The sequence below is a fragment of the Sphingosinicella sp. genome, assembly GCF_052387495.1.
Classification (GTDB): Bacteria; Pseudomonadota; Alphaproteobacteria; order Sphingomonadales; family Sphingomonadaceae; genus Allosphingosinicella.
The window spans coordinates 1-15,318 of the sequence record NZ_JBQTJC010000107.1; the positions used below are offsets into that span (position 1 = coordinate 1).

At 63.3% G+C, this 15,318-nt stretch carries 15 protein-coding genes and 1 tRNA gene; 5 read left to right on the plus strand and 11 right to left on the minus strand.

Annotation, left to right across the window (positions count from 1 at the left end; genetic code table 11):
• Window positions 1-249 (minus strand): hypothetical protein (locus tag ACT4N8_RS05970; protein ID WP_444857221.1); only part of this gene is annotated, 249 nt, incomplete at its 3' end.
• Between the two features lie 71 nt (window positions 250-320).
• Here ACT4N8_RS05970 and ACT4N8_RS05975 point away from each other — a divergent pair.
• Window positions 321-396: transfer RNA gene (locus ACT4N8_RS05975), tRNA-Glu, on the plus strand.
• A 269-nt stretch (window positions 397-665) separates the two neighbouring features.
• On the opposite strand, the gene ACT4N8_RS05980 is transcribed toward ACT4N8_RS05975, so the two are convergent.
• From ACT4N8_RS05980 to ACT4N8_RS05990, 3 genes are all read right to left on the minus strand, one after another.
• Window positions 666-815 carry a DUF2274 domain-containing protein gene (locus ACT4N8_RS05980; RefSeq protein ID WP_444857222.1) on the minus strand — a complete coding sequence of 50 codons (150 nt, stop codon included), beginning with the start codon at window positions 813-815 and terminating at the stop codon, window positions 666-668.
• Window positions 816-847: 32 nt separating this feature from the next.
• Entirely contained in the window at window positions 848-1,465 is a 618-nt protein-coding gene (locus ACT4N8_RS05985; protein ID WP_444857235.1) for a TrbG/VirB9 family P-type conjugative transfer protein, read from the minus strand.
• A gap of 407 nt (window positions 1,466-1,872) precedes the next feature.
• Complete coding sequence (locus ACT4N8_RS05990) at window positions 1,873-2,259, minus strand: response regulator (protein ID WP_444857223.1); 387 nt, start codon at window positions 2,257-2,259, stop codon at window positions 1,873-1,875.
• 1,701 nt (window positions 2,260-3,960) lie between these two features.
• Between ACT4N8_RS05990 and ACT4N8_RS05995 the strand changes: the two genes are divergently transcribed.
• Window positions 3,961-4,557: a response regulator transcription factor gene (locus ACT4N8_RS05995; RefSeq protein ID WP_444857224.1), complete on the plus strand. Its 597-nt coding sequence runs from the start codon at window positions 3,961-3,963 to the stop codon at window positions 4,555-4,557.
• 36 nt (window positions 4,558-4,593) lie between these two features.
• Here the strand turns inward: ACT4N8_RS05995 and ACT4N8_RS06000 are convergent, their stop codons facing one another.
• From ACT4N8_RS06000 to ACT4N8_RS06010, 3 genes are all read right to left on the minus strand, one after another.
• Complete coding sequence (locus ACT4N8_RS06000) at window positions 4,594-6,825, minus strand: CHASE3 domain-containing protein (protein ID WP_444857225.1); 2,232 nt, start codon at window positions 6,823-6,825, stop codon at window positions 4,594-4,596.
• A 75-nt stretch (window positions 6,826-6,900) separates the two neighbouring features.
• A complete protein-coding gene (locus tag ACT4N8_RS06005; RefSeq protein WP_444857226.1) occupies window positions 6,901-7,542 on the minus strand; it encodes a PilZ domain-containing protein in 642 nt (213 codons plus the stop codon).
• Between the two features lie 266 nt (window positions 7,543-7,808).
• Window positions 7,809-8,804 (minus strand): alpha/beta hydrolase family protein, encoded by a 996-nt coding sequence (locus tag ACT4N8_RS06010; RefSeq protein ID WP_444857227.1) that lies wholly within the window; start codon window positions 8,802-8,804, stop codon window positions 7,809-7,811.
• Between the two features lie 98 nt (window positions 8,805-8,902).
• On the opposite strand from ACT4N8_RS06010, the gene ACT4N8_RS06015 reads away from it, so the two are divergent.
• Window positions 8,903-9,544: a helix-turn-helix domain-containing protein gene (locus ACT4N8_RS06015; protein ID WP_444857228.1), complete on the plus strand. Its 642-nt coding sequence runs from the start codon at window positions 8,903-8,905 to the stop codon at window positions 9,542-9,544.
• Window positions 9,545-9,695: 151 nt separating this feature from the next.
• On the opposite strand, the gene ACT4N8_RS06020 is transcribed toward ACT4N8_RS06015, so the two are convergent.
• Window positions 9,696-9,896: a hypothetical protein gene (locus ACT4N8_RS06020; RefSeq protein WP_444857229.1), complete on the minus strand. Its 201-nt coding sequence runs from the start codon at window positions 9,894-9,896 to the stop codon at window positions 9,696-9,698.
• 1,486 nt (window positions 9,897-11,382) lie between these two features.
• On the opposite strand from ACT4N8_RS06020, the gene ACT4N8_RS06025 reads away from it, so the two are divergent.
• Window positions 11,383-11,667, plus strand: coding sequence for a PilZ domain-containing protein (locus ACT4N8_RS06025; protein WP_444857230.1), 285 nt, complete (start codon window positions 11,383-11,385; stop codon window positions 11,665-11,667).
• 276 nt (window positions 11,668-11,943) lie between these two features.
• On the opposite strand, the gene ACT4N8_RS06030 is transcribed toward ACT4N8_RS06025, so the two are convergent.
• From ACT4N8_RS06030 to ACT4N8_RS06040, 3 genes are all read right to left on the minus strand, one after another.
• Complete coding sequence (locus ACT4N8_RS06030) at window positions 11,944-12,150, minus strand: hypothetical protein (RefSeq protein WP_444857231.1); 207 nt, start codon at window positions 12,148-12,150, stop codon at window positions 11,944-11,946.
• A gap of 596 nt (window positions 12,151-12,746) precedes the next feature.
• Window positions 12,747-13,451 (minus strand): sensor histidine kinase, encoded by a 705-nt coding sequence (locus tag ACT4N8_RS06035; RefSeq protein ID WP_444857232.1) that lies wholly within the window; start codon window positions 13,449-13,451, stop codon window positions 12,747-12,749.
• A 413-nt stretch (window positions 13,452-13,864) separates the two neighbouring features.
• Entirely contained in the window at window positions 13,865-14,467 is a 603-nt protein-coding gene (locus ACT4N8_RS06040) for a hypothetical protein (protein ID WP_444857233.1), read from the minus strand.
• Between the two features lie 593 nt (window positions 14,468-15,060).
• On the opposite strand from ACT4N8_RS06040, the gene ACT4N8_RS06045 reads away from it, so the two are divergent.
• The coding region (locus ACT4N8_RS06045; RefSeq protein ID WP_444857234.1) for a PilZ domain-containing protein at window positions 15,061-15,318 on the plus strand (258 nt) is incomplete at its 3' end.

Below are 15,318 nucleotides of genomic sequence, written 5' to 3' on the forward strand. Positions count from 1 at the left end.
GCGCTGGCCGCCTGCGACCGCGGCGGCGAGGCCGGCAACAATGCCGCCGACGCCAATATGGCCGCGCCGGCCGACGCCAACACCGCGGCGCCGGCCGACGGCAATGCATCGGCCGACGGCAATGAAGCCAAGCCCGCCGACGGCGCCGCAGCCGCTCCGGCCGAAGGTGGCGAGGCCCCGGCGGCGGAGGGCGGCGGCGCCGCGGCAGCCGGCGGCGACAAGCCGGCCGAGGGCGGCCAGTACGCCCAATCGCGACGCGGGCCGCGGCGTGACAGCGCGGCCCGCGCGCCCATATGCGCCGCTTCCGCGCGCGCATCGACGGCCCCTTCGTCTAGCGGTCCAGGACGTCGCCCTCTCACGGCGAAAACACGGGTTCGAGTCCCGTAGGGGTCACCAGCGAAATCAATAACTTACGCCTGAAAAGTCGTTGCGTAAGCGAAACCGTCAAACGTTCGTCAAACCGTCGTCAGCAGAGTTGGACGGAAACAGACGGACATTTCCCGCGCAGAACCGGAGCTCGACGGCAGCCGGCACGTCCGAATCGAAGCCGACCGTAGCAACTGCGCCTGCAAGCAACTGCGCCTGCACCTGATTTCGAGCCGCAAGCGATTTTGGACTTCGTGCTGGGCCGACGGGCTCGATCTCACCCAGCTGGCGCCGCGCCCTCAACCGCCCCTCCCCTTCCGCGGCGATTGGCGCCCGCGGCAGAAGTTCCGGTCGCTTTCGAGGAATGCGGCCAGCATGGCGGGCACAAGCTCCGCCACCGGCACGGTTTCGTCAAAGGCCTCCTGATAGGGCGCGCCATAAGCGGCCAAGCTCTGATGGAGCTCGGGCGGGACGAGGATCGTCAGCTTGACCGGGTGTCCGGTCCGGAATGCGGGCGAGCGATCGTGGGCGGGAATTCGATGAACGTCTGGCGGCCGTCGTCGAACGCGCGCAGCGGGCGCCAGGGCGGGTTGTCGCCGTCGATGCGGTAGCCGAATCGCAGATTCTCGATCGCGAGGCCGGTGGCGACCGGCATCGCCGCCTCCGCTTCAGCCTCCGACCGCTGCAGGGCGATCAATGCGTCCTGCGGATAGGTCCAGGACAAAGCCGCCATTGCGGTCGCTCGGGTGCTCTCGAGCTGGAGATGGTAGACGCGCCGGTCGGTGGTGATGACAAGGTTGGTCCTGAGGCCCGCCGAGAACGGCTTGACCAGAATGTGGACGCGGCGCGTCGTGCCGCTGCCGCTGCTGGTGTCGCCGACGATCCAGCGCAAGGTGTCGCCGGCGGCGACGGCGGTGACCGGAATGAGAAGCAGCGGGGCACGATAGCTGCGCTCTTCCTCCGGCTTCTTCTTCCAGCGTAGGAAGCCGACTACGAGGAACAACGTGTTCGCGCGGCCCTCTGCGAAATCGTTGTGGACCTGCCGGTGCAGCTCGATCAGCCGCGCCTCGAGCTGCCGCGCATCGCGCGGTGATGGCAGCTCGTCACGCTACAATGCCTCGGCGGCGAAGCTGCGCTGCAGGTCGCGGCCATGGCCAGACATACGCCAATCGCGCATGGCCCTGGAACATTAGAATCACCGGGTGCAGCCCCGCCCCTTCCAGCGCCGCCGCGAACAGCAAACTGGTATCGAGGCGGTGGCGAGTCGCCCATCGGCGATCGTGGTGGGGCGCCGCGCCTTCTGGCCCCGGTCTTCGAAGCTGACCGGTGGCTCCGCATAGTGAATACCCAGCTGCGCGCGCCGTTCGGTCTTCATAGGCGGCGGCTCGATGGCTGATATTCAAAGGAGCGGCGCCCGGTGCAACGCTTCCTCTTTTTTTTGAGCGAGCCGGGGGAGCCTTGATTGGTGGGAAGGGAACGGCGCGCGCACCGCAGCATCGAGTCGGCTCATTCAGGTGCGCTGGCAATCTTGTTGAGCTGTGTCGAGATGCCTGTAACGATCTGATCCGGGGCGAACGGCTTTTGGATCATGACGCTCCCCGGCACTCCCTCTGCGGCATATTCTCCGGCGCTGGCCCCCGACATATAGACGACCGCGACGACAGGACTGCGTCGACGCGCCTGCCGCCCGATCTCCCAGCCATCGGCTCCGGTCCCTGTCTGAATGTCCGTCACGATGCCCGCCAGTTCAGTTGCCTGTTCGATTATCGACAGCGCCTCCTCCCCGGAATGAGCGACTTCCACCTCATATCCGGCATCCCGCAACGCGTCCTCGATCATGACGATGATCATTGCCTCGTCGTCAACGACGAGGATGCGGACCGATTCATCCAATGGTAGTCCCGCCTCGTTTCGCGCAGTTGAGTGCGCCAAATTTAATCCCGATCAAACGCCCGCGAACGCGATTCGTTTCCCGTCCGCCGAGAGATTTGCTTCGGTTTTCTAGTCGAGCGCCGTCCCGGTCTCGTGACGCGACAGAGGTAACCTATCGATCCAAGCTCGCTTGGACAGCGCCATATGAAGGTGGCGGAGGCCGGTGCGCAGGGGAAGGGGACAGGGGAATGCCGAGGTAATCGGGCACGACGAGCTGCTGGTGAGCATCGCCGCGGCGCCGGCCGCCTCGACCCTTCCATCGAAGCCGCAATCCGGCGCAAAATCGCCGCCTCTCAACACGACGGGGAGACGGACGATGGAGTGCTTTGGGGCTCGATGTGTCGATCGAGGAGACGGCGAAGCTGGCCAAAAGCAAATGCCACGCCAAGCCGAGCGCGGCGAGATCACTCTGAGGCTGACGGCGAATGGCGTGACGCTGGACGAGCAGCGGTTTGCGGTCCGCCTGCTAGCGCGAGACGAACGGGGCGGCGTCGGCGACATGGCGCAGTTTCTGCCGGCGTTCGTGATGCCGAACGACCCCACTATCGCTCCTATTCTGCGCGCCGCGGCAGAGCGGCTAGCGGATCACGGTCACTCCAGCGGCTCGATGGCTATAAGTCGGGTAATCCGCAGGGCGCCTATATGATCAGTGCAGCGATCTATTCGGCAGTCGCGGGCATGTCCGACAGGATGTGGCCGGTAGCGGCCGTTCCGCTCGGGAGCGCGGAGGCGCAGAAGCGGACATTCGAATGCGGCCCCTTGGGGGCCAGGAGACGATTTTGTCCGCACGGCAAATGCGGGTTTGCGCCGGAATGCTCCGCGACCAGATTCATGTCCTCAAACCGACGTGCGGACACAGAGGCCGTGGCCCAGAGCAGCGCCCTGAACGACCCTCCGGCCGAACGCTGGCCTCGGTCGGAGGGGCTCGGCGCTGACCAACATCGCGGACCGTTCAAAAGGTAACCGTGATCACCCGTACCGTCGTACGCGCCTGAGGGATATGAGGACCATCGGAGGTCGAGAGGCCGAGTTGGCCCTCGGCCCGGGGTTCCAGCGCGCGCGACGACGGCGTGCCAATCAAGCCCCCGACCACTCCTTCTTCCACGTTACTTGTCCACGACATGCCTGGAGGACACGCAACCTGAACTCCGGCGACGTTCCCAGGTGGATTATGTCCGCGTCTCGCGGGCGGGGATGCCGCAGGATTGCTGGACGCGCCGCAATTCATGACGCGTGCGCTTACGCCCAGGCTGCCATGCGCAACCTGAGCCGGAGCTCCTGTAGCAATCCCCAGACCGGCCGTTGCCGTTATCAACGCTGCTGAAAGGCGTAAACCTGAAAACACATCGCCTCCGGCGCCAGCTTCTTGTTTCGCCCGCTGGATCACCGTCTTCTAGGCCCCCGCATGCTGCGACATAAGCTGTAGGAATCTACAGGTTGGTTGGGGATTCTGATCGAATCTCCGCCGGGCATCCGGACAGGCTCGGACAGATGAGCGCGAAGATCGGCATCCCGCTGGCTCGGCCAATGGAGCGGGCCGGACAACCGGAGTTGTTGCGGCCTTGACCCTGGCGCGAGCAGGCGGACATCTTTTAGCCGGTGGGAAAGAAAGCATTTCTTTACCAGCCCCGGCCACAATGTAAGGGTCCAAAAGGTTGTTTCATGCAGGTCTACATCATTGACGATGATGAAGCGGTCGGTCGAACCATCGCCAGATTTGCGAATCGCGCCGGATGGGACACCGATTGCTTTGATTCAGCCGACGGGTTTCTGGCGCGGATCGATGAGCTTCCGTTTGGGTGCATCGTCTCCGACATCAACATGCCGGGAATGAACGGAATCGAGCTGATTGAGGCTCTCCACGCCCGATGCCCGGAATGGCCCGTCATCATGATGACCGCCTTTGGCGAGGTAACGGCGGCCATTCGATCCTTCCGGCACGGGGCGGTCCATTTCCTCCAGAAGCCGTTCAAGCGTGCGGATTTTCTTTCGGCGCTGGGCGAAGCCGTCGACGTCGGCACGCGGCGCCAACAGGAATCTCATCGACGGCAGCAGTCGAAGGCCCTGGAGAAACTGACGAAACGCGAAACGGAAGTCCTGGGAGCGCTCGCCGACGGCCTGCAAAGCAAGACGATCGCCTGGCAACTCGGTATCAGCACGCGAACGGTAGAGATGCACCGCTCAAATATCCTCAACAAGCTGGGCGCGCGCAACACGTCTCAAGCCGTGGGGTTGCTGCAAATGGGAAACTCCCGTTAGACGCAGCGCGATGGAGGCCGCACGTCAGCCCCCGGATCAGTGGCCGTTGTCGACCACGGCGCGGATAGCGCGGCCGAGATCCTGCTTCCTATAGGGCTTACTCAGCAGCGGCCCCCTGTTGGCATCGCCGCCAGTCGCCGCCAGCTCGGTGTAGCCTGAAGTGAACAGAACTTTGACGGCTGGCTGAATCTCTCTCACCCGAGCGGCGAGCTCATAGCCGGTAATGCCTCCCGGCATCACTATATCGGTGAGCAGCAGGTCAAATCCGACGCCCGATCGGATCAAGTCCAGCGCTTCGGCACCATTGGTCGCCTCGATGCTGGCATAACCAAGGTCACCAAGCTGCCGGACCACGGTTCGCAGAACATTGGGATTGTCCTCGACCACCAAAATGGTTTCGTGGCCGCGAATCGCGATTGCATCTCGATCAGCCTCGTCCCGAACCTCGTCCGCCGTGGCGCTTGCCCGCGGCAGGAAGAGCTTGATCGTCGTGCCGTGACCGAGCTCGGAATAGATCTTGATGTGGCCACCTGACTGCTTCACCCAGCCATAGACTTGGCTGAGGCCAAGTCCGCTACCCTTCCCCTCCGCTTTGGTTGTGAAGAAGGGCTCGAAGGCGCGGGTAATCACCGCTGGCGCCATGCCTGTGCCAGTGTCACTGACCGCGAGCATGACATAGTCGCCTGGCGCGACCTCGGCGTTCTGGGCCGCATAATCCTCGTCGAGGACCTCGTTGCCGGTTTCTATAGTCAGCGATCCGCCTTCGGGCATTGCGTCCCGAGCGTTGATTGCGAGGTTGACGAGAGCGTCATCGACCTGGGTCGGGTCGACCATTGCCGGCCATAGTCCTTCGACGGGCTTGGTCTGGATATTGATCGCCTCCCCGAGAGTTCGTTTCAATAGCCCGATGATTGCGGGTAGCCGCTCGTTGAGATCGAGCGCGGTCGGCTCGAGATGCTGCATCCGCGAGAAGGCCAGGAGCCGACGCACGAGCTCCGCCCCATGCGCCGCCGCTCCGAGCACCTCCTCGGCCATCTCGGCGCTCTCGGTGCCCTCGGCGAGTTGCTCGCGCAGGAGGTCGGCATTGCCCAGGATAATCGCGAGGATGTTATTGAAGTCGTGCGCAATACCCCCGGTCAGCCGACCCACGGCGTGCATTCGCTGGCTTTGACGCAACTGAGCTTCGAGCGCCTTCTGCTCCGTGACGTCGCGGACGATACCAAGCACGAAGCCGCGGCCACCATTTCCGCTCGGGATCGGCACCTTGCTGGTGTCGATCAAGCGGATGCCGTTCGCCGTGGAGATAGGTCGCTCCGCGCAGAAGCGCGGCTGGCCCGTTGCCACGACCGCCCTGTCTTCCTCCAGAAACGCGGCCGCCTGGTCGGGCGGAAATAGCTCTTGATCGACCCGGCCGACGATCTCTCCACGTTCCTTGCCCATCAGCCGCTCGCCGGCGCGGTTTACGAGGACATAGCGGAAGTCGTCGTCGGCGTCCTGGAGGATCAATGCATCGGGCATGTTCTCGATCACTGCATCGAGCAGCTCGCGCGAGCGGCGGACCTCGGAGGTGCGCTCTTGAACCCGGTCCTCCAGCTCCGCGTTAAGGGCCCTTAATTCGTCCTCCGCCCGCCGTCGGCGCTCCACCTCGCGGCCGCGTATTGTAAACAGCCAGATCATGGCGGCGAGGCTCAGCGCGACCCCGACCACCAATATGATGTTGGTGATCTGCGCCTGCCGCGCGACAGCTCGCTCACGAGCGCGGTAAACGCTCTGTTCCGCGGAGATGATCGAATCGGCCTGCCTGCGGATTTGATCCATCGTCGCCTTGCCCGCGGTGATGAAGGGCAGTGCAGCCCGCGGCGGCGCGTCTTCGGTCCGCGAAGCAACCGCCTGGCCTGCGATGCGGATTCTTTGCTGTCCCAGCGCCTCGAGCTCGTGGACGCGCAGCTGCAACACGGGATCGTTCTGTGCAAGCTCACGGAGGCGACGCACCGACGATCCGAAATTGTCGCGACCGGCATTGTAGGATTGAAGGTAACGGGAGTCGCTGGTGATGATGTAGCCGCGCAGCCCGGTCTCGACGTCCTTCAGGTGGGACACGGACCTGTTCAGCTCGACCAGCACGTTCTGACTCTGCTCCACGCGTGAAGCGAGCGTCACCAGGCGCTGCGTGCTGAGCAGGGACAGCAGGCTTGCAGCCGAGATGAGGATGATCGCGGCCCAGAATATGAGCGTCTGCTGGACGGGAGAGGAGGAATTGATCGGCACCGTAACCTCCGTTCAAGTCCCTCCCTCATAATGACACCCCCTTGGATGGCAAATCGAATGGCTTCACCCTATCGATCAGAGACTGCCGGCGCTTTCCAGTTGCTGATAGGCGATGGGCTCGAGCAGCCTGAGGCCCGCCAAGTCATCGTCGGTCCAGCGCACGATGCCGCGTCGTTGGAGACCGTTTTCGAGGACGATGGTCACTGGATGGCCGAGGGTAAGGCCGCCATTGTGGCGGATCTTCATGCCGACCTGCGATATGTCGACCACGCGGATAGCTTGAAGACCCGACCCCGTCGTGGCGACGCCGACCGCGTCCGTGGGAAGACGGGACGGGCGCTGATCGCCTGAGCTTCTTTCCGCGGCCAGAAGCTGCAGCAGCTCTGCGCAATCGATCGCTTCGTTGAACTGGATGCCGACGCGCGCACCATCCGTCCAACTCACTTGCCCGGATATGCACACGGTCTCGGAGAGCGACACGGCGATCGGGTCGCCTTCGACAACGACGAGGCCGGTAATCACCATCATGCCGTCGTCCGAGATATTCTGAACACGGCAAAGTCCTGTGTCGTTTTCGACACTGGCGCGCGCAACGCGCAGAATCGTGAAGACGCGGGGATCGGTTCGCCGCTCCACCCGTTGCAAAACCGGCATGGAACAATTGAATGCAACATGCGCGGAAGTATCGGCGAGCGCGATTTGACTAGCTGGTTTCATTTTGACCCTCCATCTGATACAGGAGATGCCTGATTGCCGTCGTCAGTCCTACCTGTAGATTCTACCTATCAGGGACTTCCAGGCCATCGCCGCAGGCGTGATAAAGCGTCAGGCGCTGCTGCTCAGCCGCATGTGCCGATGTTCGATCCCGGTGGGTGCGGTAGGTCGTGCCCAGCCGTCAAAGGTTGGCCGTAAGCGGACAGGCCGTTTCAGATGAGATACCGCGAATAGCCGACATCGAGCGCGGCGCGCTTGCCTGTACGCATCTACCGGCCCGCTTCGACGTTCTCCCCCAACCAGCTCTGGATAGCCGCCTTAGCGTGTTCGCCGAGGCCATTCGAGCGCGTCCAGCCGAGTGAATGGCCGACGCCGGGAAGAACAACAATTTCGTAGTTGGCCTTGCCGCTCTGACGGAAGCCGAAGTGAAGCCGGCGCACGCTTTCGGCAACCGCGACATTATCTTGCTCATCCTCCTCGCCATAGAGGATGAGCGCGGGCTGCCGGACCAGCGTCCAATAGGGCATCGGATCGAAATAGATGACCTCTCGGTAAAACGTCCAGACCGGATCGTCAGCCGGAGGAAACCCCTGAGCGATCCGTGCCCACGGAGAGGCGAGCGCTGCCTCACGCAGCCGCCGATACTCGTCCCAGTTGCCGGTCAGCAATGCTCGTCCGGCAGCCCCGTTCAGCCGCAGCACCTCTTGCTGCATCGGCTCGGGGAGTCCGGCCTGCCGAGCGATGTTCCCCATTTCATGGGCGGACTGCTCGGCGAAGGATACTGCGTCTCCGACCAAGTTCAGAACAAACGCAACGGCGTCTGATTGTGCGGCAGCAATCGGTACTATCCGCCCGCCCTGGCTTAAGCCGACCAGTCCGATCCGCGCCTCGTCAATGTCAGCGCGTGACGACAGGAACGCCACTCCGGCAAGCGCATCCGCCGCGAGCGCGTGAAAGCCGACCGTGCGCCAATCCCCCTCCGAGTCACCACTCCCACGCTTGTCGGTGAGGAGAACGGCGAAACCAGCTTCAGCCACTGTCTCGGCGATTGCCCTCGCCCAAAGGTTCGTCCGATCAGAGTCGCCCGAGCCGTGCACGACCACCGCCGCCGGGTAAGGGCCGGGACCGTCAGGAAGCAGCAGGAGCGCGGCGAGCTCGATGTCGCCCGACGGATACGAAACCGGGATCTCACGCAAGGCCGCCTCAGCGGATGAGTGCGCAAATCCGCCGACGAGTGCCAGTACGAGAAAGATCAGTTTGGCCATCACTTACCTCCATTCGGATCCGTGCGTGTTAAAGAGCGCGGGACCACCCGTCTTGAACTCGATTGACCTGGCGCCCGCCACTCTGCCTTACTGGCGGTATGGCCACCCGCTCGCTTTTGCCGCCCCCAGTTGGTCTTGAAATGATCGGCCGGCGAGCGCGGCTGCCGCGGCACCGTCACTATGACGGCTTCATCGCGATCGTTCTCTCCGGCGCCTATCAGGAAAGTGGCGATGCCGGGCGGTTTGACGTCGTCGCGGGCGATGCTCTTGTCCATGCGCCCTTCGAAGCGCATCGCGATCATATTTCGGCTGCCGGCGCGACAGTCATAAACTTGCCCTGCCCCGTTGAAGTGCAGGACACTCCCCGTTGGCGAATGACCGATCCGGAAGCTCTGGCGGTGATCGCCGCGCGTGACCCGCGGGAAGCGGCCCGACTGTTTGCCGAGCAGGCGCTTCCGTGCAGCGATCGCTTCTCCGATTGGCCCGACCTTCTCGCGTCTGGACTGCGAGAACTCGCCCCACTCTGCCTCGCGGAGTGGGCCTCGGCGCACGGCCTTGCGCCGGAATCAGTGAGTCGCGGATTCGCGCGCGCCTATGGCGTGACTCCGCATCTCTATCGCGCAGAAGCTCGAGCCCGTCGCGCGATCGCCGCTATTCGAGCCAGCGAACGACCATTGGCTGCAATCGCCTCGCATCTTGGCTTCAGCGACCAAGCGCACATGACGCGTGCCGTTCTTTGACTTTCAGGCCGCACGCCAGGGCAGTGGCGCCGAGAACCATGCCGGATCTAAGCTGAGGAGCGTTTTTTGGCCGAAAGCAGACTGTCGGCTTTTGGCGGCTTTCGACCCAAAGCAGGCGATTGTACAAGCGCCGGTGACGCCGGGCCGGGAGCTAGTCGTCAAACTCCAGCGCGGCTGCGGCACCGCCCAAAAGCGGCAACGGCCTGTCCGGCTTCGCAGGCATCGCTTCGCCCTCGTCGCCACCGGAGCGCTTGCGCCGCGGCGCCGTGAAGCGGGGCGGCTTCAAGCCTAGTGGTACGCTGACGCGCACATGGATCGAAAATGCCATTGCTCGAATGTGGGTATGAACCATCCGTTTTCCAGCCTTAGCGGGCGTTCGACAGACGCACACTGACCAGCCGGGGTTGGCGCGCGTCGTATGGACTAACGAGTATCGGGCCGGGCTGGAGTTCACGGAGCCCGCCGATAACTACGAGTCGATCCGGGCGCTCACGCTTCCGCTGGCAAGCTGAGCCTTTCGCTCGCGGGGCTATCGTTACTAGTCACTTGATGGTCACGGACGAGCAGCACGAATGCCGGTATGGCCCGGAAATTCGCCACCCGGCCCTCGTCGCGGCCAAGGCAAGTGCCCACTGATCTGCCGCGCGCCAAATTCGGACTAGCTCCAGCCAAGAAACTTTGCCGTCGTTCAAGCGTATGAGTGCAGGAGGAGTGGGCATTGCCTCCCGGCCACAAAGGAAGTTGACATGCGTAAACCACTGATCATCGTCGCCGCTATCGTCGCTGTCGCAGCTGCACCAGTCATCGCGCAGGGTCGTGGCGGCGGGCGTGGCGCCGGCCCGCCAATGACTCCCCCCGGACAGATGGGTGGAGGGATAGGGACCCGAGACCTGGCGCGTGACATCGGCGTTCAACGGGGTCAGTTCGGTCGCGATTTTGCCGCGCAAAGGCGTGCCGAGGAGCGTCGGTTTGCACGAGAGCGCCGCAATGCGGCTCGTGCGAATAGCGAGCGAGGTCGCCTGCGGGCTGAACAACGGGGCGCGCCGGGTCTTGCGCGTGCCGAGCTGGCGCGTCTGAACGCCCGCGATCGTCGGATCTATGAGAATGATCTGCGGCTATGGCGCGAGCAGTTCCTTTCAGGACGAGAGGCGTGGCAGGGCTCGCGCGACACGTGGCAGGGGGCGCGCCGCAACATGACACGGTCCGAGTGGTTCGCCGCGAGACGGCGGTGGATGGACGAACGCGACGCGTGGAGTCGGCAACATCGCGGCCGCCGTCGCTGACCTCCGAGGTGGGCCGACGAATCCGGGGGATTCGCCGGCCCTGGCCATCCCTCGCACTGCGGCGCAGGATATCGGGTTCTTACGGTACCCCAATATATGGCGCTGTTCGACTCAGCCGATCTAGCGATTGTTCCAACTTAATTCAGGCTCCAGCCAAGGGTCTTTGCCGCGCCGCCGGGAGCACTGAGGCTTGTGATCGCATAGGCTGCCAAGAGCTAGGAGCCGGCCGCTGAGCGGTCAGTCCGCTTGCGACTCATTGCGGACATTCGGCACATTGAGCTTGGGCGGCAGAAACCCTAGAATCCAAAGATGCGTCAGCTCGCCTGTATGCTCTTAGCTTGCTTAAACGCGGCGTGTGGCTCAGCGAACGCTGATCGCGCGCTTCCGCGAGATCGGAAGCAACATCGGCGCGCTGAGGCTGACGCAATAGGACTCACACCTCACTGATTAGTCGGTCGAGGACAATCGGGCTGCCTCCCAGCGCCCGTGCGGCCACGAGAGGGGGCCCTTAGCGTGCCCTTAACCCGGAGTGCTTACAAGTGGTCAGGGACCGAAATGAGCGACCCTGAACACTCAGCCATGCCTGCCGAACGGCAAAGGCGCGCGCAGCGCAAGAACGTATTCATCCTCGTTCAGCTCGTCGGCGATTTCGGGGATACGACCGTGAAGCTGCGCGACCTGTCGAACCTCGGCGCACGGCTGGATTGCCCGATCGCCCTGAACTTGGGCGATACGCTCACGCTGACCCGGGGGACATATCCTTGCCAGCCCGCGTCTGCTGGATGCGGGGGAAGAGCGTCGGGCTGGAGTTCCTTGAAGCCACCCCGCCCGAAGCGCTGATTGCGGCGGCTTCTGGTGCAGCGCCGGCCGGCATCGAAGCCGTGCCCGAAGCGTTTCGCGCTGAGCCGATGCGCGCGCTCAGCCGGGCGGAAGAACGAAGGCTCGCGCGGATATGGGCTCCAGGCTGAGCCGCGCAGGCGCCGCCCTTTGCCGGCCCCTGATCGACTCTGAAAGCGGGGGGAGGCTGGAACAATAAGTCGAGGTTCGGATGGACGGACGGCGCCACGCCCGGATTCGCCCGGGCGCGACACCAATCGGCATTCTCTCGGAGCCGTCCTAGCCCCGGCAGGAGTCCCGATAGTCGCGGTTCAGGGCCGCGTTCGATCCGGCGCGGTCGGAGGCGATGTCGCCCCACGTGCGGCCGCCGAGAAGATGGACATTGAAGGTCCGCGCCTGCCCGAAGCAGGCGTTGGAGCTGGCATTGACGCTCACCACCGGAGCGCTCAAAGTCGCCACCAGGCCGATAAGGGCTAGCTTTTTCATCATCTCTCTCCTTGGGTTCGCGCGAGTTGGAGGCGATGCTCGACCGGCAGACCGCGACTGAAGGCCAAAACGCCAGCCGTGCGCCGGCGACGAGCCGTGGAATCTTGATCCGCCAATGTTGAAATCAGAGCGTCCCATGCGCGGACAGAGCCAACCTGGTGGACGCCCGCGCAATAGGGGCGAGTCTACTGCACGACGAACAGTCCATCACAGCACAACACACGGGCGCGGCCGCTTTCGGGAGAAGCTAGCCCAGCGCTGTACGTCCGAAACGGGCGCAGAGCGGACAAGATCGATGCTCACCTAGCCAGCATCCCCCGCGACCTCTGCCTCCAGGCGCACAATTCGCTCTACGCAGACCGCGTGTACGGCCTGTCCGAGCTCTTCGATCCGCCCGGCAAGCCAGGCCAGCTCGTCGATGCCGAGCCGACGCGTCTAGCGGCCATTCATCACACGTCAACAGTTGTAGACTTATTCGTTCAGCCCTATGGCGAAGCCCCGATTGCGCGGCCCAACGAGATCGATCTTCATGATCACGGCCGTCGACCAGGTCAGCCCTTGGCTCGCGCCGAGGAATAGGTTTGCGACTGCCGGCGCTATTCGCTCGTCGGAATCATTGGGAAGGAGATCTCCACAGCCGTCCCTGCTTTGGCCGTCACCAACGTCTCTCCTCCCAGGCTGCGCCCGAGGGCGCGAAGAAGCCGCATGCCTAATGACCCTCGACGCTGTTCAACCGGAAACCCTGCGCCGTTGTCGATGACAGCCAATCGGATCGCACCCTGTTCACGCCTGCAGACAACTCGAATCCGGCCGCTGGTCGACGGCGGAAACGCATATTTGAAACTGTTCAGAATTGCCTCCCCGACGATGAGGGCGACGCTAATCGCTCGCCCGACGTCGAGTTCCAGCGGCGGGACGTCATAGGAAAGAGAAACCTCGGGGCGCTGAAAAGCCTGTTCCAGCGCGTCGCCGATATCCCGCAGAAACAAGCTGATGTCGATCTCCTGAAGATCGTCGCCGCGCTGGTAAAGCAGCTCGTGCACGCGGGCGAGATGGCCGAGCCGTTTCGAGGCGGCATTAAGTGCCGCGCTCACCGTCGGATTGTCGATTGCGAGAGCCTGCATCGACAGCAGCGCCATTGCCATTTGCAGGCTGTTCTTCGCTCGGTGATTGACCTCCTTCAGGAGATGAGTCTTTTCCTCCAGCGCCCGCTCAAGCCTGGCCACCCGGTTGCGGAGCAGCTCGACATCTTCCTCGCCGAACGAGGTCGCTCGTCTTCTTTGAAGCTCGATAGCCGACACTTCGGATCCCCTTCCCGCGCCTGGCTCGAATTGAATTACACACTACCGTGCTTCTGGTCCACGCGGTCACAGCGACTAGCGACCAACTTGATTTAGAAACCTTTAGCCCAATGAGTTAAGGAGACACTTATGTCTTGGCTCATTTGGGCGCTTTCAGCGCTGCACTGGCCACTGTTTTTTATGTGTGGCAGGAGGGCTACCCTCTTTCTTCCCGGTGTCGCCCTCGCTGGAGCAACGCTTGCCGTCATGCTCCGGCGAAGCGCCGCTCTTGCGCGGACGCTGCTGGCCATGGGAGCGGCCAGTCTGCTCTGGCTAGGTCATTTAGGCTTGAGCGAGATTGGCCCTCGGCCTCAATTTCCGAGCGGCGGAATAAGCCCGTCGAGCCTCTCTTCAGCAACCTCAAGAGCCACCCCTCACTGAGCGAGCCGCTTCGGGAGCCCTTGGCCCCATTCTTCCACCTCGGCATATTTGACGAGCAGCGGATAGAGCAGGGCCTTTTCAAGACCGATACGCATGCGCATCACGCCGCGCATCGCGGCGGAGTCCTGGCAATAGTCCGCCCAATCCACCATGATCTTGTCGACACTCCACTTAGCGACGTGCATCCGCGATGCGGCAAGCAGGCCGGCATTGCTTTCCCGCAGGTTTGACACCGTGCGCGCTTCGGCAGCGGAGGAGCGCTCAAGCAGCCATGGGTAGACAATTTCTTCCAGGAGCTTCAATCGTCGACCACTGGCGCGACTTAGCCTCCATCGCACGCTTGCCAACGCTTGCCGGTCCGGGGTTTCATATTCGGTCAGTGCTTCGAGTTCCGCGATCAGCGCGAGCAAGTCATCGTGAATGCGCTCTATCTCCGATCGCACGCCCAGCCTCCTTCGCTTTGAACTGAGGCCAACGTTCAAAATAGGGGAAAGTGCCACGATGCGTTGGCAGGAACCCGCTCGACGCCGGATCATGCGCGTAACCTGGGAGAAGCGTGAGCCCGTCGCGGCGAGCAGGATGATCAGGCGCGCCATATCGCCGTCGAGATCGGTCTCAATGGCCGTGGAGATGATGGCGCGGACCTCGGCGTCATCGAAGATCTGGCTCTCTCGCGCGCGCTCTTCGAAGCTCGACGCAGGGAGACGCCGAAACGGCGCGACCCAAAGTGGAGTTTCTCCGTTGGCTCATTCTCGACATCCGTCCGACCACGCGGTCGAGACCGCGCAGAAAAGGTGGCAGCAGGGCGACGCGCTCATCAAAGACGCTCATGTCGTGTTTGGCCATGTCGACGGCTACCAGCAGCGTGATTATTGGGAGAACGCCGCTCGACGCTTCGGCCTACCCTATGTCGACATCGGGATGGATGTCGCGGAGCTGGCTTCGGGTCACTTCGCCATCGCGGGCCAAGTGGCGGCCTCGGTGATCCATTCTTCAAGCTGCCGAGCCTTGCGATGGTCATGGGTCCGAATCCGCCTTCGATCGAAACCGCCTTTAATCGAGCGACTGCTCATCAGTGGGCGCCCAGGGTTTGCGCCCGCGCTGCACGGCCGCTCCCTTTCTCCCGCGATCATCTCCCACCGTTTAGCGCGTATTAACGCGGGCGCCTTATGGGGATGCGGAGTCGAAAATGAGAGACGCCAATCATCGAACCATGCCGGACGGTCGGCAGCGGCGCGAGCAGCGCAAGCACGTGTTCGTCATGGTCCGGCTCTCCGGCGATTTCGGCGATGCGTCGGCAAAGATTCTCGACGTGTCGAACCTCGGGGCGCGCCTGGATTGCACGGTCGCCTTGACCGTTGGCGATGCGCTGACCTTGACCCGTGGCGAACTGTCAATCCCGTGTCGCGTCACCTGGACCCGAGGAACGCGCGCGGGGTTGGAGTTC

Coding starts and splice junctions, on each gene's coding strand:
- ACT4N8_RS05995 (WP_444857224.1), top strand. CDS start 3,961: ATGCAGGTCTACATCATTGACGATGATGAAGCGGTCGGTCGAACCATC.
- ACT4N8_RS06005 (WP_444857226.1), bottom strand. CDS start 7,542: ATGAAACCAGCTAGTCAAATCGCGCTCGCCGATACTTCCGCGCATGTT.
- ACT4N8_RS06010 (WP_444857227.1), bottom strand. CDS start 8,804: ATGGCCAAACTGATCTTTCTCGTACTGGCACTCGTCGGCGGATTTGCG.
- ACT4N8_RS06015 (WP_444857228.1), top strand. CDS start 8,903: ATGGCCACCCGCTCGCTTTTGCCGCCCCCAGTTGGTCTTGAAATGATC.
- ACT4N8_RS06020 (WP_444857229.1), bottom strand. CDS start 9,896: ATGGTTCATACCCACATTCGAGCAATGGCATTTTCGATCCATGTGCGC.
- ACT4N8_RS06025 (WP_444857230.1), top strand. CDS start 11,383: ATGAGCGACCCTGAACACTCAGCCATGCCTGCCGAACGGCAAAGGCGC.
- ACT4N8_RS06030 (WP_444857231.1), bottom strand. CDS start 12,150: ATGAAAAAGCTAGCCCTTATCGGCCTGGTGGCGACTTTGAGCGCTCCG.
- ACT4N8_RS06040 (WP_444857233.1), bottom strand. CDS start 14,467: ATGGCGCGCCTGATCATCCTGCTCGCCGCGACGGGCTCACGCTTCTCC.